The organism is Arcobacter iocasae (assembly GCF_042214795.1).
Lineage (GTDB): Bacteria > Campylobacterota > Campylobacteria > Campylobacterales > Arcobacteraceae > Arcobacter > Arcobacter iocasae.
Genome location: NZ_CP090177.1, coordinates 2,906,965 through 2,926,435, shown reverse-complemented (window position 1 = coordinate 2,926,435; position 19,471 = coordinate 2,906,965). Strand labels below are relative to the sequence as shown.

At 28.3% G+C, this 19,471-nt stretch carries 22 protein-coding genes; 5 read left to right on the top strand and 17 right to left on the bottom strand.

Annotation, left to right across the window (positions count from 1 at the left end):
- Positions 1 to 17: 17 nt before the first annotated feature.
- The 3 genes from LXN10_RS14545 to thiI all read right to left on the bottom strand — a co-directional run bounded on the left by LXN10_RS14545 (position 18) and on the right by thiI (position 4,756).
- Positions 18 to 1,607, bottom strand: coding sequence for an ABC-F family ATP-binding cassette domain-containing protein (locus LXN10_RS14545; protein WP_375723704.1), 1,590 nt, complete (start codon positions 1,605 to 1,607; stop codon positions 18 to 20).
- A gap of 71 nt (positions 1,608 to 1,678) precedes the next feature.
- Entirely contained in the window at positions 1,679 to 3,175 is a 1,497-nt protein-coding gene (locus tag LXN10_RS14540; RefSeq protein ID WP_375723703.1) for a hypothetical protein, read from the bottom strand.
- A 108-nt stretch (positions 3,176 to 3,283) separates the two neighbouring features.
- Positions 3,284 to 4,756: a tRNA uracil 4-sulfurtransferase ThiI gene (gene thiI / locus LXN10_RS14535; RefSeq protein WP_375723702.1), complete on the bottom strand. Its 1,473-nt coding sequence runs from the start codon at positions 4,754 to 4,756 to the stop codon at positions 3,284 to 3,286.
- A gap of 258 nt (positions 4,757 to 5,014) precedes the next feature.
- Here thiI and LXN10_RS14530 point away from each other — a divergent pair, with 258 nt between their 5' ends.
- Complete coding sequence (locus LXN10_RS14530) at positions 5,015 to 5,938, top strand: AEC family transporter (RefSeq protein ID WP_375723701.1); 924 nt, start codon at positions 5,015 to 5,017, stop codon at positions 5,936 to 5,938.
- Here LXN10_RS14530 and LXN10_RS14525 read toward each other — a convergent pair.
- Genes LXN10_RS14525 through LXN10_RS14475 form a run of 11 tightly spaced genes read right to left on the bottom strand, consistent with a single transcriptional unit; the run spans position 5,935 to position 13,668 of the window.
- Positions 5,935 to 6,126 (bottom strand): hypothetical protein, encoded by a 192-nt coding sequence (locus LXN10_RS14525; RefSeq protein WP_375723700.1) that lies wholly within the window; start codon positions 6,124 to 6,126, stop codon positions 5,935 to 5,937. The genes LXN10_RS14530 and LXN10_RS14525 overlap by 4 nt on opposite strands.
- Positions 6,127 to 6,172: 46 nt before the next feature.
- Positions 6,173 to 6,802: an NAD(P)H-dependent oxidoreductase gene (locus LXN10_RS14520; RefSeq protein ID WP_375723699.1), complete on the bottom strand. Its 630-nt coding sequence runs from the start codon at positions 6,800 to 6,802 to the stop codon at positions 6,173 to 6,175.
- A gap of 11 nt (positions 6,803 to 6,813) precedes the next feature.
- Entirely contained in the window at positions 6,814 to 7,947 is a 1,134-nt protein-coding gene (locus tag LXN10_RS14515; protein ID WP_375723698.1) for an iron-containing alcohol dehydrogenase, read from the bottom strand.
- Positions 7,948 to 7,976: 29 nt separating this feature from the next.
- Complete coding sequence (locus LXN10_RS14510; RefSeq protein ID WP_375723697.1) at positions 7,977 to 8,549, bottom strand: RBBP9/YdeN family alpha/beta hydrolase; 573 nt, start codon at positions 8,547 to 8,549, stop codon at positions 7,977 to 7,979.
- Positions 8,546 to 9,469, bottom strand: a complete 924-nt coding sequence (locus LXN10_RS14505; protein ID WP_375723696.1) for a DMT family transporter — start codon at positions 9,467 to 9,469, stop codon at positions 8,546 to 8,548. The genes LXN10_RS14510 and LXN10_RS14505 overlap by 4 nt, the downstream gene beginning before the upstream one ends.
- A complete protein-coding gene (locus tag LXN10_RS14500) occupies positions 9,469 to 10,497 on the bottom strand; it encodes an NADH:flavin oxidoreductase/NADH oxidase (RefSeq protein ID WP_375723695.1) in 1,029 nt (342 codons plus the stop codon). Before LXN10_RS14500 ends, LXN10_RS14505 begins: the two co-directional genes overlap by 1 nt.
- A 19-nt stretch (positions 10,498 to 10,516) precedes the next feature.
- Positions 10,517 to 10,819: a putative quinol monooxygenase gene (locus LXN10_RS14495; RefSeq protein WP_375723694.1), complete on the bottom strand. Its 303-nt coding sequence runs from the start codon at positions 10,817 to 10,819 to the stop codon at positions 10,517 to 10,519.
- A 1-nt stretch (position 10,820) separates the two neighbouring features.
- Entirely contained in the window at positions 10,821 to 11,117 is a 297-nt protein-coding gene (locus LXN10_RS14490; protein ID WP_375723693.1) for a putative quinol monooxygenase, read from the bottom strand.
- A gap of 14 nt (positions 11,118 to 11,131) precedes the next feature.
- On the bottom strand, positions 11,132 to 11,881 hold the full coding sequence (locus LXN10_RS14485) for a nitroreductase family protein (protein ID WP_375723692.1): 750 nt from the start codon (positions 11,879 to 11,881) through the stop codon (positions 11,132 to 11,134).
- 26 nt (positions 11,882 to 11,907) lie between these two features.
- Positions 11,908 to 13,074 (bottom strand): MFS transporter, encoded by a 1,167-nt coding sequence (locus tag LXN10_RS14480; RefSeq protein ID WP_375723691.1) that lies wholly within the window; start codon positions 13,072 to 13,074, stop codon positions 11,908 to 11,910.
- A 12-nt stretch (positions 13,075 to 13,086) separates the two neighbouring features.
- Positions 13,087 to 13,668 carry an NAD(P)H-dependent oxidoreductase gene (locus tag LXN10_RS14475; RefSeq protein WP_375723690.1) on the bottom strand — a complete coding sequence of 194 codons (582 nt, stop codon included), beginning with the start codon at positions 13,666 to 13,668 and terminating at the stop codon, positions 13,087 to 13,089.
- Positions 13,669 to 13,794: 126 nt separating this feature from the next.
- On the opposite strand from LXN10_RS14475, the gene LXN10_RS14470 reads away from it, so the two are divergent.
- The 3 genes from LXN10_RS14470 to LXN10_RS14460 are packed head-to-tail and all read left to right on the top strand — an operon-like array spanning position 13,795 to position 15,598.
- On the top strand, positions 13,795 to 14,166 hold the full coding sequence (locus LXN10_RS14470; RefSeq protein ID WP_375723689.1) for a winged helix-turn-helix transcriptional regulator: 372 nt from the start codon (positions 13,795 to 13,797) through the stop codon (positions 14,164 to 14,166).
- Between the two features lie 5 nt (positions 14,167 to 14,171).
- Positions 14,172 to 15,326, top strand: a complete 1,155-nt coding sequence (locus LXN10_RS14465) for a DUF3095 domain-containing protein (protein ID WP_375723688.1) — start codon at positions 14,172 to 14,174, stop codon at positions 15,324 to 15,326.
- A gap of 41 nt (positions 15,327 to 15,367) precedes the next feature.
- Complete coding sequence (locus LXN10_RS14460) at positions 15,368 to 15,598, top strand: hypothetical protein (protein WP_375723687.1); 231 nt, start codon at positions 15,368 to 15,370, stop codon at positions 15,596 to 15,598.
- Positions 15,599 to 15,605: 7 nt separating this feature from the next.
- Here the strand turns inward: LXN10_RS14460 and LXN10_RS14455 are convergent, their stop codons facing one another.
- Both LXN10_RS14455 and LXN10_RS14450 read right to left on the bottom strand, forming a co-directional pair.
- The gene (locus tag LXN10_RS14455; protein ID WP_375723686.1) at positions 15,606 to 16,259 is read right to left on the bottom strand and encodes an MOSC domain-containing protein; all 654 of its coding nucleotides are present in this window, start codon (positions 16,257 to 16,259) and stop codon (positions 15,606 to 15,608) included.
- Between the two features lie 15 nt (positions 16,260 to 16,274).
- A complete protein-coding gene (locus LXN10_RS14450) occupies positions 16,275 to 16,967 on the bottom strand; it encodes an aspartate/glutamate racemase family protein (protein WP_375723685.1) in 693 nt (230 codons plus the stop codon).
- A 99-nt stretch (positions 16,968 to 17,066) separates the two neighbouring features.
- Between LXN10_RS14450 and LXN10_RS14445 the strand changes: the two genes are divergently transcribed.
- On the top strand, positions 17,067 to 18,008 hold the full coding sequence (locus LXN10_RS14445; RefSeq protein ID WP_375723684.1) for a DMT family transporter: 942 nt from the start codon (positions 17,067 to 17,069) through the stop codon (positions 18,006 to 18,008).
- A gap of 50 nt (positions 18,009 to 18,058) precedes the next feature.
- On the opposite strand, the gene nhaD is transcribed toward LXN10_RS14445, so the two are convergent.
- A complete protein-coding gene (gene nhaD / locus LXN10_RS14440; RefSeq protein WP_375723683.1) occupies positions 18,059 to 19,426 on the bottom strand; it encodes a sodium:proton antiporter NhaD in 1,368 nt (455 codons plus the stop codon).
- Between the last annotated feature and the right edge of the window lie 45 nt (positions 19,427 to 19,471).

Below are 19,471 nucleotides of genomic sequence, written 5' to 3'. Positions count from 1 at the left end.
TTTCTTACAAAAGAAGCCTAAGCTTCTTTTGATTCAATATACTCTTCGTAAGTACCTTTAAAATCTACAATAGAACCATCATTTTGAATCGCAATAATTCTATTTGCATAAGCATCAAGTAATTCCCTATCGTGTGATACACAAATTACAGAACCTGGATATTCTAAAAGCCCTTCACCTAATGCAATAATTGCTTCTAAGTCTAAGTGGTTTGTAGGCTCATCTAATATCATAAAGTTTGGTTGTTCTAACATGATTTTAGAAAGCCACATTCTATGTTTCTCTCCCCCACTACAAGAACTTACTTTTTTCTCTTGTTCTTGACCATTAAATAACATTCTACCAAGACAGTTTCTTATTTCAGAAATATCAGCATCTCTATCAAAATCTCTTAACCAATCGTATAATGTCATTTCACCTTTGATAATATCAGTTGCATTTTGAGGGAAATATCCATTTTGAATTGTAGCTCCCCAAAAAACTTCACCATTATCTGGTTTTACTTTTTCCATTAAAATTTCACATAAAGTTGATTTACCAATACCATTTGGTCCAATAAGTGCAATCTTATCACCTTTTTCAACAGTAAAAGATATATCATTTAAAACTTGCTCTCCATCATATGATTTAGAGATATTTCTAACAGTAAGTAACTCTTTACCTACTTCTCTTTTTTGTCTAAAAATAATAGAAGGATCTCTTCTACTTGAAACTTGAATAGATCCAACATCTAATTTATCTAGTTGTTTTTGTCTAGAAGTTGCTTGTCTAGCTTTTGAAGCATTTGCACTAAATCTAGCGATAAATTTTTCTAACTCTTCTTTTTCTTTAAGTTTTTTACTTACATCTGTTTGTTGTTGTTTTGCAATTAAAGTTGAAGCGATATACCAATCATCATAAGTACCACTGAACTCTCTAATTTGTTTATAATCCACATCTAAGATATGAGTACATACTGCATTTAAGAAGTGTCTATCATGTGAGATAACTACCATAGTTCCATCATGATGTTGTAATTGATTTTCTAACCAACCAATAGTCTCAATATCAAGGTTATTCGTAGGCTCATCTAGAAATAGTACATCAGGTTTTGGATATAAAACTTGTGCTAATAAAACTTTAAATTTATTTCCACCTGTTAGTGTTGACATAAGTTCTTGATGTTCAGAAGAAGGGAAACCTAATTCTTCTAATATCTTGGTGATTTTAACATCATACTCATATGTTGGGTCTTCTTCACAACAAATTATTTCTAATTCACCTAGTTTTTCACCGATTTCATCAGTATACTCTTCCATATAAAGTTTTTCTTTTTCTTTAATGGCATTGTATAATCTTTTATTTCCAAGTAAAACTGTATCAAATAAACTATATGTTTCATAAGCAAATTGATTTTGACTTAAAGTTCCAACTTTTTTACCATTTTGAACTTGTACTTCACCCTCTGTTGCTTCTTCTTCTCCAGATAAAATTTTCAAGAATGTAGTTTTTCCAGCACCATTAGCACCAATTAAACCATATCTTTTCCCAGCATCTAGCTTTAGATTTATTTCTTGAAATAAAACTCTTGCACCAAATGATTTTTTTAAATTGACTGTTTGAACCATATATTTTCCCTACTTGTTGTTTTAGTAATTCGCGATTTTAACTAAAGTAAACTAAACCGAAAGTAAAACGATTAAAGCTCTTGATCGAAAGCTAATTTTAAAAGTTCTTTTTCTGATAATTCTTTTTCTTTATCAATATCACTTGGATTTCGTATACAAAGTACTTTTTCTCTTAAATCATTTAAATTATACTTTGTTAGATTTTTAAGTAAAGTATCTGTTACCATCTCTTTTTTTAATCCATTTGTATTAATTAATCTTGTTATTCCATTATGAAGTTTTTTTCTTGTGTTTTCAAAAACTTTTTCTTCATCAGTTAATGTTACATAAATTCTATCCAAATATTCACATACCAAATCACCAGAATATTTATATGTTGTCACTTTATTATAAACAAATTTTTGCGATTTTAAATCAGGAAGTGAAACATTTGTAAAAATTGAACCTTGAACTAAATTTAAACCCTCTAGACTATCTATTGGATTATGAGAACATATAAAATCATCTTTTACGATTGTTGGTGCATATTTTAGATTTGTAATATTGTTTTTTAAAATAACATAGTTTCCATGAACTTCTTTAGGTCCACCTTTTAAAGAGTAAATTTCATTTTTAAATGCTAGAAAATCACCTTTAATAATACTTGGACAACCTTCTAGTGAAGTTAATTCATTATCACTTATATCAAAATCGCCATTTATTTCATTAAATTTCAAAGGAAGTCTTGAAAGGTTTGCTAGTCTATCATTTAGTTTAACTCTACCATTTACTGTAACTGAGTTATCATCTGATATTTTATAATCTTTTATATCATGTTTATGTAACCATCTTGCAATATCTTCTTTATTTTGTAAAGAAACAATTGGTTTATAAACATGTTCAACAACATCTTTACCTTTATATCTCCAAGTAGTCGTAATCTCATCAAAACTATGAACTAAATGATTCAATCTAACATCAGTTATTAAATCCCAACCAATTTCATCAGAGATACCATCTAAGTCTTGTATCTCATTTCCATTACACATATAATCTTCACCAACAGTTATTGGACCACCTTTTAGTTCTCTTAAGATATTATGAGAACAATCAAAATACAAAGTTACATATTTAGGGCCACCTTTTAAGGTGTGTATTTTATTTTCAGAACAATTAAAATATCCTCTTACTGTTCTAGGACTTCCTTTTATTGAACTGATTTCATTATTTGAACAATCAATATATCCTAATATCTCTTTTGGACAATAAGATAGTGTAGTTAATTTATTATGGGAACAATTAAAATCAGCAACTGCTATTGGAGAACCATATAATGAGTCTATATTATTAAATGAACAATTAAAGTCTCCAGTTACTTTTTCTGGACACCCTTCTAATGAAGTTAATGTATTATGACTAATATCAAAATACCCATCGACTACATCAAATTTTACTGGTAATTTAAATTCTTTAATCTTACCATTTAAGTTCACATTCCCATGAACAGTCACTTTTAAATCTTTTGAAATAAAATAATTCCCAATTGAATGTCTTTCTAGCCATTTTTCAACATCAGCTGAATTTTTCATTTTTTACCTTGTCTTTCTTTCTTCTTATATTTTATTATTTTTTATTTTAAAAACGAATTTATATCCAAATATTCTTATTAAACAATTAACTTATTAGAATAAATTTTATTATTTTATTGGCCTATATACTTTTATATTATTGAAATTTTTTGCATCTATTAAATATTGGGCATGTAATTGACTTAATATTCCTTTTTCACAATAAAATAAATACTCTTTATCTTGTGGAAGTTTTTCAAACTCTGTTTTTAATTTATAAAAAGGTATCTTTAAAGTTTCACAAGATGTCTCTATACATTCAGGAGTTTGTCTAATATCAATAATAACATATTTTCCACTTGAAATATCACTTACAATTTCTATTTGTCCAATATCTTTTATATCTTCACTTATCTCATCAACATTTATTTGAATAGCATTTTCAATAGCATTATCCAAAACTGTATAATCAAATTTTCTAGACTCTTTTTCCATTCTGTCATAAGAGCCATGAATAGTTGGATTCTTTGAAATCACACCACAATATTCTGGCATAGTCTCTGCAAATCTTTTAGTACCTATTTCATTTGCTATATTTATAATATCTGGTTTATTCATAGTGGCAAGTGGTCTTAGAACTAATTTATTTGTTGATTGGTCAATTAAAGCTAAGTTTCTTAATGTTTGACTAGATACTTGTGCAACACTTTCACCTGTCAAAAGAGCATCTATTTTTAAATCATTTGCTATTTTTTCAGCTGCTTTTAGCATAAGTCTTTTTAGGGTTACACCCATGTATGTTTCATGTGTTGATCTGAATATTTCAGTAACAACATCATCAAAAGGAATAGAAGTAAAGGTAACTCGATGAGAAGAACCAAATTTATTCCATAGATATAAAGCCACTTGTTTTACACCAATTTCATGTGCTACTCCACCAAGATTAAAAAATACAAAATGAGTTTTGATTCCTCTTTTCATAGTAAGATAGGAAGCAACAGTTGAGTCAAATCCACCTGACATAAGAGATAAAATTTCACCTTGAGAACCTAAAGGAAAGCCACCAAGAGCTTTGTGTTTAAGTGTTATAATATTTAGTTGATTATTTATAAGTTCAAGATTAATTGTAACTTCAGCATTTCGTAAATCAACACCTTTTGTTAAATCTCTATTTTCATTTAACATATATCCACCAACAGTTTGTTCTATTTCAGTGGATTTAAAATCATGAGTTCCTGAACGCTTAACTCTTATTACAAAAGATTTATTTACTATCTCTTTTGCCATATGTATATTTACAATTTCTTTTATTTCATCAATTGTTGTTATTTTGTCAAATTGTAGTGCCTCTAAAACTAACTCTATGCCAGGAGTATCTAAAAGTTTAATTCTTACTTCTGTTACAAATTCTATTGGACAAACTACTTCTATCTTATCAAAAAATTTTCTTATTGTAATATCATCAGAGATTCGTGTAAAAAGTCTTTGCAAGTTTCCATGCAATCTAGCTACCATCTGTCTTTTTGCTGATGTTCCTTTTATCATTATTTCTGGGAAAAGTTTTATTATAAATTTTTGTGTCTTAATTGGAGAAATTTCCATTATTCGTTAAACCTTGTTTTTAATTAAACGCAATTATATCATAAGAATAATAATTGAAAATTAATCTCGCATTAGAAGTAGATTAAGTGTAGAAATATATGACAAAATTAGCTTTAAAACTAAAGAATTTTCATGTGAACATAATTTCTTAAAAAAAGGATGACAGAAGCCTTTTGTAAGTGAGTTGATTTTATCAAATTTAACTATATTCCAAGTGTATATTTGATAGCATCTTTAATTATATTTAAAGGTCAATAATTGAGTATATTTTTAACCCTTTTAGGAAAAATTCTCCCATTATATTTTAGTATTATATTAGGTATTTTAAGTACTTCTATTTTAAAGTGTAATAAAGATACCGTAGCCAAAATATTACTTTTTATTTTAGCTCCACTGATTGTATTTAATGCAACTATAAATGTAAAACTTATCCCTTCAGTTTTATTTATGCCAATTTTCTTTTTTGTTTTAAGCTCTATTATGGCTTTTGTTTTATTATCAATATTTAAAAATATGTGGAGTGATAATACTTCAAATCTTTTAGCTTTTAGTACAGCTACTGGAAATACAGGAAATATTGGTATTCCTCTTGCTATATTATTTTTAGAACCAAAATTAGTAGATGTATTTATTTTCACAGTTTTAGCTTCTATTTTATATCAAAATTCTGTTGGATATTATATAACGGCAAAAGGCTCTTTTAGTGCTAAAGAGAGTTTAAGGAAGGTATTAAAACTGCCTGTAATATATGCTTTTATTTTAGGTATAAGCTTTAATTTACTTGACATCAAGATGCCTTTAATGTTTGTAGATTATAGCAACTATTTAAAAGGTGCATATGCAATTTTGGGAATGATGCTTTTAGGTATGGGCATGGAAAAGATCAAGACAGATAACTCTCTTGATAAAAAATTCATCACTTATACTTTGGCTATTAAATTTATACTTTGGCCAACTCTTATTTTAATATTTATTTTTATAGACAAAAACTTTATTCACTTTTTAAATGATGGATTTTATATGGTTATGTTTTTATTTTCTATTGTACCCCTTGCAGGAAACACTGTAACAGTTGCTACTTTATTAAATGTAAAACCTGAAAAGATGTCTTTGGCAGTATTTATATCTACTTTGGTATCTTTATTTTATATACCACTTATGATATTTTTGTATACTAATTAAAGTTTTTGTAGTAGTTTTGGCATCTCTTGAGCTATCTCATGAAATCTGTATTTAAATCCCTCAACTACCACATTATATAGTTGATGGTTTTTATACTTTTCATGCCACTTTAACTCTTTATTTTCATAGAGGTTATAATATTCAAATCTTAATCTATAAGCTTCTTTTTCTAAACTTTTTTCTTCCAAATATTTTTCTACTTTCTTATTATAAAAAGCTAGTTTTACTAGCTTTTTATTTTATAAATTCAACTATATCTTCGAACTTTTCTCTTTGTTGTTTTGATTGCTCATTAATTCTATATCCAAATGGAAGTACACAAGTTAATTGGAATTTTGAAGTATCAAGACCTAGTACCCCTTCAACACCCTCTTTATCAAATCCTTCAATAGGACAAGAATCAATACCTTTAATAGCTCCTGCTGTCATCATATTACCTAAGGCAATAAATGTTTGTCTTGCTGTCCAAGCATAGATATTTTTGTCACTACTTAAAGTCTCTTTTAAATGCCCTGCATATAATCCTAAATAAAAATCTAATTTTTCTTGCGGCATTTCTCTTCTAGCAAATCTTTTTTCAGGAATTCCACTTTCAGGTTTTACACCTTCAATTCCAGCTAAAACAATTACAAGATGAGAACAAGTAGTAATTTGTGGTTGATCCCAACAAAAAGGTCTTAATTTTGCTTTTAATTCTTCATTTGTTATAACTAAAAACTTCCAAGCTTCCATACCAAACGAAGATGGTGATTTTCTTCCAGCTTCAAGTATAAAGTGCATATCCTCATCACTAACCTTTTTTGTCTCATCAAAAATCTTACAAGCATGTCTAAAATCCATAGCTTCCATAAATGTTTTTTCCATAATTATTCCTTTTAAATTGATTTTTCTAATATTTTAATTACAACTGCTTTATTTACTGTAGCTCTATCACCAAACTCTGTAAAACCATGCTTTTCTAAAAGTGATGTTACTTTTTCTATAATATCTTTATCCTCAGTGTATGAAGAGATTTTTAAATCTATGTTTAATGATGAATATAAAGTTCTTATTTTTTCAACTACTTCTAAAGGATTATTTGTATCTAGTTTAAATACATTTTTTCCCATTTGTAAAAGTTTATCTTTTTTTTCATCGGCTAGTATTGTAAGTAAATTTGGTTGAATAATTGCTAAAGTTCTTGCATGGTCAATCCCATATAATCCACTTAATTCATGTCCAATAAAGTGTGTTGCCCAATCTTGAGGAACACCAAGACCAATAAGACCATTTAAAGCTTGATTTGCAAGCCACATAAGATTTGCATACCAAAGGTCATCTCTAGTTTCAAAGGTATTTGCAAGTTCAATCAAACCTCTTAATAGTCCCTCTGCATAATAATCTTGTGCTAAAGCTCCATGAGGCTGGGTTATATACTGTTCACAAGTATGAACAAAAGCATCAACAACCCCATTTACTAGTTGTCTTTCATCTAAACTTTTTAAAACATCTGGATCCAAAATCGAAAATTGAGGATAAGAAAATGGTGAATGAAAAAATCTTTTCTCTTTAGTTTCACCTTTTGTAATAACAGAACCTGAATTTGATTCACTTCCTGTTGCTGCTAAAGTTAAAACTGCACCTATTTTTAATGCTTTTGTAGGTGTAAATTTACCATCAAGTAAATCCCAAGCATCACCATCGTGATAAAAAGCATTTGCCACATATTTAGCACCATCAATAACAGAACCACCACCAACTGCTAAAACAAAATCTACTTTGTTTTCCCTAGCATAAGAAATAGCTTTATCTAAAGTCTCTTTTTTAGGATTTGCTTGAACTCCAGCAAATTCAAACCAAGTATGATTATTAAGTGCATCTTTTACTTGATTATAAACACCATTTTTTTTAATACTTCCACCACCATAAAGAAATAAAACTCTATATTCTTTTGGTATCAATTCACTAATTTTTGATATTTTTCCTTGTCCAAACTCAATTTGAGTTGGGTTAATATATGAAAATTGCATATTTATCCTTTTTATTTTAACTATTTTTTCTATTCATTTAAAAACTTATTAAATTCATTCAGAACTAAAGGGAACTCTTCAAAACCATCAGTTTCTAAAAAATGCCCTGCTTTTTCTTCTACTAATAATTTTGCATCTAGGGAATTTGATAAATTATTACTTAAATTAAATGGTACAATTGAATCATCTTTTGAACTAATAACAACTCTATTTGAACTTATATTTTTCAATTTTTCATAATCAATTGTAGGTTTTAAAAAGGCATCTAATTCTTTTAAAATGAATAATGGTGCATTAAATCCTGATACAAGAATATATCCACCTATTTTTGTACTATTTGGTAAAGCTTCCAAAAATTTAAGAAGAGAAATACAGCCTAAACTATGAGCGATAAAATATGAATTTTTATCAATTATTTTAATTTGTTCTTTTAAGGCATTACTCCATTCAATTGAATTTGGAGAATTAGGTGTCGGTAGGTTTAAAATTACTACATTAAGATCTTTTTTTTCTAATTCATTTTTTAACCAAGGAAACCAGTGATGTTCTGCTGATGCTCCATATCCATGTATTATATAAACATTTTTAATCAAGTTGCTCATTCTATTCCTAATTTTGCTTCTTTTAGTTTCAGTTTTTCTAGTTTACTTTTTTTGTTGAATAATATAACAGCTACTAATGACAACAAACAACCTATTATAGTAGAAGATGCTATTTTTTCACCATATGCAAAATAACTTGATATTATTGCACCAACTGGAACGATAAACATAAATACACCCGTATTATGTGCCCCTATTCTACTTGCACTTGCAAAAAATATTGCCATTGCAAAAGTTCCAGAAAATAATCCTACAAATAAAATATTTAACCAAAATACTGAATCATATAATCCTATTTCAAAAGGATGATGTGGTAAGGCAAAAATCATATTTGTAAAAGCAGTTACGCCAAAGATTACTAAAGTGTAAAACATAGGGTCAACTCTTTTTGAAGCCTTTTGTGTTAGAACTGTAACAAAAGACCAAACAATAGCGCAAACTAAGAAATATATACTATCAAGATTTAAAAATCCTAATCCTTCCATTGGAATACGAAGCAATATAATAGCCCCAAATACACCAATACCTAAGGCAAATACTTGTTTTGCTGATACTTTTGTACTAAAAATTAAAATAGATAAAAAATATGTAATTAATGGAACTAATGATGTAACCATAGTTCCCCCATATCCAGCTTCTCCATGGGCAAGTCCTGCAAAAAACAAATAACTAAATGCAGCACTTAATAATCCAGCTAAAAGCATATAAATATACCCAATAAGGTCTGTTTTCAAAGATCTTTTCATATAAATCATAACAGGTATCATTCCTATAAAAGAAATCGTATATCTCCAAAATGAAGCTACTTGTATATTTGAGTGTTCAACTGCTGCTTTTCCTGAAGTCCAAGCAACTCCCCAAAGTAACATTGCTATTAACATACCAATAAAGTATTTAGTTTTATTCTCTTCTTTGTGCATTAAAAGGCTCTTGAATATGAAGGAATTATCAACTCTTTTTGATTAAATTCATTTGCTGCTATAAATACAAGATTAGGTGAACGCAATAATTCTCTTCCATATGCTACAAAATCACAATACTTTTCTTCTAAAAGTTTCTCACCTTGCTTTGCAGTTGTGATTAATCCAACAGCAATTACAGGAATATTTACCTCTTTTTTTATCTCTTTTGCAAAATCAGCTTGATACATAGGTTTTAATTCTATTGGTTTGTTTGGTTTTTCTTGATTTCCACCAGATGAAACATGGATAGAATCAACTCCAACTTTTTCAAGTTCTTTTGATAGATAAATTGAATCAGCTATATTCCAACCTTCATTCATCCATTCATCAGCACTAAGTCTTACTATCAAAGGTAAATTAACTTTTTCTTTAAGTTCTTTTGCTACTTCTAAAAGTAATCTACATCTATTTTCTAAACTTCCACCATAAATATCATCTCTATGATTAGAAAGTGGTGATAAAAATTCACATAAAAAGTACCCATGTGCACCATGAAGTTCGATTGCATCATAATCAGCTTCTTTTGCTCTAAGTGCAGTTTTAACAAATAATTCTTTTATATTTTTTATATCTTCTATTGTTGCAGCTTTTGGCATTTTAAAAGGTTTATTATCACTAAAGGCAATTGCACTTGGTGCAATTGGAGTTTCATCTTCAACATTACATTTTCTACCAGCATGGGCAATTTGAATAGCAGTTTTTGCTCCAAAAGAATGCATTTGTTCATTTAGTTTTTTATGAGCATCAATTAAAGAATCATCCCAAAGACCTAAGTCATTTGCAGATATTCTTCCTCTTGGCTCAATAGCTGTTGCTTCAACAATAATAAAACCAACACCACCAATGGCTCTTGATAGATAGTGTCCTTTGTGAAAAGTTTTTAGTTCACCACTATTATCACTTGAATACATGCACATAGGAGGCATAACAATTCTATTTTTAAGTTTCAAATTCCCTATTTGTCCTTCTGTAAATAGTAAACTCATAAATTTCCTTTAAATCTTTTTATATTTTTACGAAAGAAACATCATCACTTTTTATAAATTGCACATCAAATGTTTCATCAACTACACACTCTCTTAACTTAGGTACATAAACTTTTACATGCTCAGATTCAAGGTGCAAATCAAGTAATTCTTGAGAACTCCATCTTTCAATGGTAATAAAAGTATCACCATCAATAAATGATTCATATTGTTCACAGCCTTCTTCTTTTACTGCATATTCATATTGCAAAATATTTGCTATTTTTCTTAGCTCATCATGTTTATTATTTTTTATTTTTGCTTTTACAATTGCAATAATCATATTAAGATTCTACTTTTTCTAATTTTTGTATATCCATACTTTCTAATTTACCATCTACAGATTGAGCAAATTGTAAAAAATGCTCTTTTTTCATATGCTCATCCAAAAGTTTTGAATTTTGCCAAGTTTCTACAAAAGTAAAACTATTTTCATCATCTAAGTTTTTATGTAAATCGTACTGAATACAACCCTCATCATGTTTATGAGTTGCTTCATGTAATTTTAAAAGTTCATTATAAACTTCATCTTTAAATTCATCTTTTACTTTAACTGTTGCTACGATTACTATATTTTTCATGATATTTCCTTTTATTAGTCTTTAAATACAAAACCTTGTTTTGTATAGTTTTCTTCAATTTTTCTAAAATATATATTTTTATAATAATTTGCTGTTTGTTCACAATAAGATTGTAAATAGTTCATATTATGATCAACTCTGAATTTTTTCATCTGTTTTTCATATAATAAAACACCATCTTTTACTTTTTTGTCATCGTATTTATCTTCAAAGGCAAAACTCTCAATTGGAATTCTAGGTTTAAGTGGTGCATCTTTTGCTTCTTTCGTAGGTACTCCAATAGTAGTTCCTACGATTGGAAATGTTTTTGGTGGAAGTCCTAATAACTCAATTATAGCAGCTGGTTCGTTTCTAACAGCACCAATTGCAGTTGTTCCAAGTCCCAGTGATTCAGCTGAGATTTGTATAGCATTTAACATAATTCCAGCATCAACGGCACCTACAAGTACACCCTCAGCTGATTTATCTATTTGATGTTCTTCTCCAGCTTGTTCAACTGCAAAAATAGTTCTATTGAAATCAACACATATAAAAATAAAAACATCAGCTGTTGCCACTTGTTGTTGTCCACCACAAAGTTCTGCTATTTGTTTTATCTTATCTTTATCTCTTGTATAGACCAAAGATATTTGTTGTCCATTGATAGAAGTTGGACATCTTTGTGCTGTTTTTATAATAAGTTCAAGGTCTTCATTACTTACAATTTCACCTGTAAATTGTCTTATTGATTTTCTACTACCTAATTGTTTTATAATTTCATTCATAAATTTTCCTTATATTAATATATTTGTTATACTACCACTTTATTATTAACCGTATATCCAAGCCAAATTAAAAATAAAGATGAAAATACAACACCTGATGAGAATAAAATAGTTTGAGCCAAGCCCATATGTGTAACAATTGAACCACCTAAAAAAGAAAATAGTGCAATTCCTACATTAAATGCAGATATATTAAAGCCTGAGGCAACATCTACAGCATGTGGTTCATTTATTTTTGCTAGTTTTACAACATTTGCTTGAAGAGCTGGACTGCTTCCAAAAGCAAAGATTCCCCATAAAACTAAAATAGCTATTGTGATATATTGGTTTTCAACAAAAAAACTAAATGATAATAAGACTACACTTAGACAAAAATATGCTCCAAATAAAACCTTATTTACTCCAAACACATCAGCTAGTTTTCCACCAATAAAGTTTCCAACTACTGTTGAAAGACCAAAAACTAATAATATAATAGAAATAATACTAGGTGAAAATTTTGTAATATCTTGTAAAATAGGTACTAAAAAAGTAAAAGCAATAAAAGCACCTCCAAATCCAAAAATAGTGATTAAATAAGCAATAAATAGTTTTGGGTTTCCTAATATTTTTAACTGATGGAAAAAATTGGCAGGGGCAACTGTTTTTACCTCTTTTGGTATTAAAAAAGCCATACCAATGAATGCAATACTTCCTAAAATAGAAATCAACATAAAAGTATCTCTCCAACCAAAGTTTTGCCCAATAAAAGTACCTAAGGGAACACCTGTTACCATAGCAACAGTTAGTCCTCCAAACATGACAGCTATAGCACTAGCTTCCTTTTCTTTAGGAACTAAGCTAGTAGCAATCGTTGCTCCTATTGAGAAAAATAAACCATGTGTAAGTCCAGTAACAATTCTAGCTATTAACAAAGTTGTAAAATTTGGTGCAAGAGCTGCGACTACATGCCCTAAAGAGAAAATTATCATTGCACAAATTAAAATATACTTTTTATTATATTTACTTGTAAGTGCTGTTAAAATTGGAGCACCAATAGCCACTCCAAAAGCATACATAGTCACTAAAAGACCAGTTGAAGGAACTGAAATATTTAAATCACTTGAAATAGTTGGAACTAATCCAACTGTTACAAACTCAGTTGTTCCTATTGCAAAGGCACTTAAAGTTAATGCAAATAAAGCTATTGGCATAAAAATTCCTTTTTATAAAAAATTTTTAGCTAAAATTTTTTCAAATTTTTCTAACTCTAAATCTAAGTTTAAATCACCTTTGAAAATGTCATGTACTGCATAAGTTTCAAGTGGTTCTAATCCACAAAATTGAAAAGTTTTATGAACGGCAACATGTGCTTCATCTAAAGACATTCCCTCGAATAAACTATTTTTATTATTAAATGCAGACTGGGGACAATTATATGTCAAAGATAACATATATTTTTTACCAGTAAGTAATCCACCACTTCCATATAATTTTGAAGCATCATCTCTGCTTCTTCCATCACTTGCATAGTGTCTACCTTGTGTAAATGTCTCATCAATATATTTTTTGGCTATCCAAGGAACACCCATCCAATAAACTGGATATTGAAATAAAATATAATCAGCCCATTCAAACTTTTCTATCTCTTCTTCTTTATCATAGCCTTTTTCCATATTTGTATTTTTAACTTCAAATCCATTTTTTTCAAAAAAATCATTTGCTTTATTTATATAACTATTAGTTAAGTTACCTTCTGCTATTCCATCATAATGCTGATGTCCATTTAAAATTAATACCTTTTTCATATTTTCTCCTTGATTCTATTTGAGAATTATATACCCAATAAACTTAAATTACTCTTACTTACCTAAAGTAAAGTAAGGGTAATTTATAAACTTTATGATATAATAAAATCAAGAAAAGGATTTATGATGTATTATATAAATGACAAAGAGTATAAATGTTCAGTTTCAGTTACTCTTGACATATTTAATGATAGATGGAAATTAGGAATAATTTGGCATTTATTAGATGGTGACATGAGATTCAAAGATTTACATGAAACTGTATGTGAGATAACTCAAAAAACACTAACTATCAAATTAAAAGAGTTGGAAGAGAAAAAAATTATTCACAGAGAAGTATTTGCAGAAGTTCCTCCCAAAGTTGTATATAGCCTAACAGAATGTGGGAAAAAACTAAAACCAGTATTAGAAGAGATGTACAAATGGGGAATATCATATGTTGAAGAGTGTGGTGAAGTAACTGGTGATGATCAATGCAAAACAAACCTTTGTAAATAGACTCTATGAACACAACAACTTTTTATAAAGAGATTAAAGAGATAAAAGATTTCTCTTTAATTATGGATAATGATAATTACCATAAAATTCCAGATGATTGGTTTGTAATAGTCTCTGATATTGTTGATTCTACAAAAGCAATAGAAGAAGGTATGTACAAAAAAGTAAATTTTGTGGCTGCTTTAACTATTATTGGTATATTAAATATTGATAAAAATTCAGAATTTCCATATATATTTGGAGGAGATGGTGCAAGTTTAATTATACCTCCCCATTTACTTGATAAGTCAAAAGTTGTTTTACTAGAAACTGCCAAAAAAGCAAAAGAATCATTTGATTTAGACCTAAGAGTGGGAGTTATAAGTATAAAAGAGATTGTAAAAAGAGGCTCTTTTATTGAAATCACTAAATTTAAAGTTTCTAAAGATTTTACGCAAGCAATAGTTAGAGGAAATGGTCTAGAACTTGCAGAAAATTTACTAAAAAAAGAGTATACAAATTTTAAAATAGATGAAAACTTTACTTATGATTATACCCCTGATTTTGTTGGATTAGAGTGTCGCTGGGAAGATATAAAAAGTCCCAAAGATGAAACAAGTTCCTTATTAATTAAAAGTACAAATTCTGAAAAATCAAATGAAATTTACCAAAATACTTTGAATAAAATACATGAAATAGCAGGTTCATATTCACAAAGAAATCCTATAAAAGAGATAAATCAACTTGTTATTTCTTTTAATCCCATGGTTTTAAATGCAGAAGCTTCAATTTTTTCTTCAAATATATTTTCTAGGTTTTTTTTAATACTAAGATTACTCATTGAAAATTTATTGGGAGTTATTCTTATGAAGTATTCTAGTGGACAATGGAGTGATTATAAAAATAGAGTTATAAGAACAACTGACACTGAAAAGTTTGATGATATGCTTAGAATGGTTATCTCTACAGATAAAGATCAAACAAAAGAACTTGAAGAGTATTTGGAACAAGAGTTTCAAGATGGTAATTTAGCATATGGAATACACAAATCAGACTCTGCACTCATGACTTGTCTTATTTTTGAAAGACATGGAAAACATATTCACTTTGTGGATAGTTCAAATGGTGGTTATGCTCTTGCATCAAAACAATTAAAGGCTAGATTGAAATCAAAAGAATGAAAAATGCATACTAAATAAATCTACTACAACTAAGGATATTTATGAGTAAAAAAAGCAAAGCACCTTTTGATCCAAATAGTTTTGATAGTATTACAACTATTGGAAATATAATTGATAATTTTCCAAAGTTACTTTCAATAGACTTTTCAAAAATTAGTCTAAATGATGAATTAACAAGACTCAATTATGAGATAATTTCAAGTGAATATAAAGATTTTGAATATAGCAATATAAAAGATTGCTATCATTATGAAGTTGATAAAATAGTTTAATACTATTTTATCTTAGATGTTTTGCTAAAGCCTCTTTAAAAGGTGCACCTAATACTTCACAAGATATAGATTCTTGTATAAAGTCAAGATTATCTTTTGGATTTGATTTTGCTTTATTTAATTTTAATATTGTTAGATTTGGGAATAATCTTTCAACAAGTTCTACATTATCGGTTTGTTTTACAACACCCTCTTCTAAAACTTTTGCATACCAACCTGTATATCCATATTTCATTACAGTTTTTAACATCTCTTTATTTTTTGTATTTATACTTAATACATTACATGGTTCTCTTGGTTGTGTTACTTGAACTATAGCCTCACCTAGCTTTAAGATATCTCCCACACAAATATCATCTTCAGCAATATCTGATACAAGTATATTTTCACCTAAAGGAGAGATTTCTTTATAGTCTAAATTTATATTTAATACTTCATTTACTTTTTCATAAGTTAAAGAAGAGTAAAAAAGTACCGCTTTATTTGGTCCACCATGGTATTTTTTATTAAATTGGTCATCGCCATTAAAACCTATATCTGTAAGGTATGCTTCATCTACAGTAGTTTTATTTATAGCTGATTGCATTACTTTTTCTTTATTTTTTAACTCTTTTGCTTTTCCAACTTTTAGTGATATTATTTTTGACAATATTTTATTCATATTTTTCTCCTAATTTTATTCTAAAGCTAAATTCACAGCTTCTATTGCATGTATTTTAGTAGTATCATAAAGTTTTACATTCGTATCTTTTGAAGAGATTAGCATACATATTTCTGTACACCCTAAAATTATGCCTTCTGCTCCATTTGCTACTAATTTATCAATAATTTTTAAATACTCTTTTCTTGATTCTTCTTTTACAATACCAAGACACAACTCTTCGTATATAATTTTGTGTATGATTTTTATATCTTCTTCATTTGGTACAAGAACTTCTATATCAAAGTTTTCACTTATTCTATTTTTGTAAAAATCTTCTCTCATAGTAAAAGCCGTTCCAAGTAAGCCAACTTTTTTTATAGTGTCTTTTTGTAAAACTTTTGCTGTTGCATCAGCAATATGAACTATTGGTATATTTATCTTAGTTTGAATTTGAGGTACAACTTTATGCATAGTATTTGTACAAATTAATAGAAAATCTGCACTTGCTTTTTCTATACTTTGAGCAGCTTTAATTAAGATATCAGCTGTTTTATCCCAATCTCCAATATGTTGTAACTTTTCAATTTCATCAAAATCAACACTATAAATAACTACTTTTGCAGAGTGTAAAGAGCCTAATTTATTTTTTATCTCTTCATTTATTTGTTTATAATATAAAGCAGTACTTTCCCAACTCATACCACCTAATAATCCTATTGTTTTCATTATTCAAACCACTAATTAAATTTTTTTTGTAATATAACACAAAAAAGATAAAGTCACATTGTGTTAGACTTCATAAAAATTATTTTATTGGATATTTTAATGTTTAAATTGATTGTTTTGGGAATTATTGCAGGTGCTTTTTTTAGTACAACTTTTGTTTTAAATGAGCTTATGAGTGTATCGGGTGGACATTGGCTTTGGTCTGCAACTCTTAGATATTTTTTTATGATTTTGTTTTTGGCTTTAGTTTTATTATTTCAAGGTGGAATACAAAGAATTATAGATGTTTGTAAATTATATATTTCTAATTATATTTTTTGGACAATAAGTGGAACTATTGGTTTTGGATTCTTTTATGCCTTGATTTGTTTTAGTGCTGACTTTTCTCCTGGTTGGGTTATAGCTGCCACTTGGCAATTTACAGTTGTGGCTACACTTTTTGTATTGATGTTTTTTGGTAAAAAGTTTCCTAAGAAAATTTGGTTTTTTTCTGCACTTGTATTTTTGGGGGTTTGTTTAGTAAATCTATCTCATATGGATCACTTTGACTTAAAAGCTCTATTATTAGGTGGTATTCCTATTCTAATAGCTTCTTTTTGTTATCCTATTGGAAATCAACTTGTTTGGGAAGCAAAAAATGGAAACCATAAAAATGTACCACAAATAAAATCAAAACTATTAAATAATGCTTTTAATAAAGTTTTTTTACTCTCTCTTGGATCTTTACCATTATGGTTTATTTTAATAGCAATTATTCAACCCAATGCTCCTAGTGATTCTCAAGTTTTTAATACTGCACTTGTAGCTTTATTTTCTGGTGTTTTTGCAACTTCAATATTTTTATATGCAAGAAATATTGCTAAAGATTCAAATGAAATAGCAGCAGTTGATGCCACACAAGCTAGTGAAGTAGTTTTTGCTTTAATTGGGGGAATAGTATTTTTAGGAAGTGGGTCGTTAAATCTTACTTCATTTGTAGGACTTACTCTTATTATGGTTGGTTTGTTTTTATTTACAAAATATCAAAATACAATTAAGTAATCTTAAGTAATCTATAGTTAAAGCCTTCTAAAAAAGAAAGCTTTAATATATTAATAAATTTTTAGCATCTCAAATTGAAAATACCAAATGCCTATAGAGATGAAATAACCAACTAATATCATCCAAGCATATTTCATGTGACTAGAAAAGGTATATATACCTTTTAGTTTTCCCATTACTCCAACACCAGCAGCACTTCCAAAAGATATTAAAGAACCACCAATACCAGCTGTTAAAGTAACCAATAACCAATTTGACAAGTCCATATTTGGATTTGCTTTTAGTATTGCAGACATTACAGGAACATTATCAACAATTGCTGATAAAAATCCAACAGCAATATTTGAATAAATAGGTCCTAAATAATTTGGCTCATATACAATAGAAGCTAAAGTTAACCACCCTAAGAAGTATAAAGCACCAACTGCTGATAAGATACCAAAAAAGAACATCAAAGTATTATTTTCAATTTTTGCCATTGATTGAAATACATCAAAATGAGATTTTCCAAATTTCTTTTGTAATTTAAATGAATATGCTTTTAATAAAACTAATCCAAACATCATTCCCCACATTGCAGGAAAATCTAATACTTGGTGTGAAATAACTGCTATAACAATAGTTAAAGCACCTAAAAAGATAATTGTTTTTGCACCCTCTTTCATTTGAGGAACTTCAACTTCACTATCAAAAGCTGGTTTTGTTCTTGGAACAACTAAAGATAATAAAAATGCAGTTGCTAAATAACCTAAAATAGATGAAGGAAATAAGTATAAGAAATCTAAAAAGTCACCTTTTCCTGATGTCCATACCATAAGTGTAGTGATGTCTCCAAAAGGACTCCAAGCTCCTCCAGCATTTGCAGCAACAACTATATTAATAGCACCTGGAACTAAAAACTCTTTTTTATCTCTTTCAATTGTAAAAAGCACAGTTGATAAAATAAGCGCAGTAGTAAGGTTATCAGCAAAAGGTGATATAAAAAATGATAATAATCCTGTAAGCCAAAAAAGCTTTCTATAACTATAACCTTTTGATACAAGATTATATTTTAACCTATCAAAAACTCTCATATGTAGTAGTGATTCAATATATGTCATAGCAACAAACAAGAAAAAGAATATTTCAGCAATTTCTAAAATAACATTTTCTGCTTCTTCATGTACTAACTTTATATCTAAATTATTTGTAACAAAATAAATTGCGATTAATAAAAATGTAAAAATACCAACAAATAGTGCTGGAACAGATTTGTCAATTTCGTATTTTTCTTCATTTGCAATTACATAATAACCTACAACAAATATAAATAAAGAAACAATACCAACCCATGTATTTGTTAAATCTGGCTCGCCTAAATTAGTTGCATATGCAACATTTGACAAAAGAAGAGCTAAAATACCAAAAATCTTAAACATTATAATTTCTCCTGGAGTTTTGTGCCGTTATTGTATTCAATATTT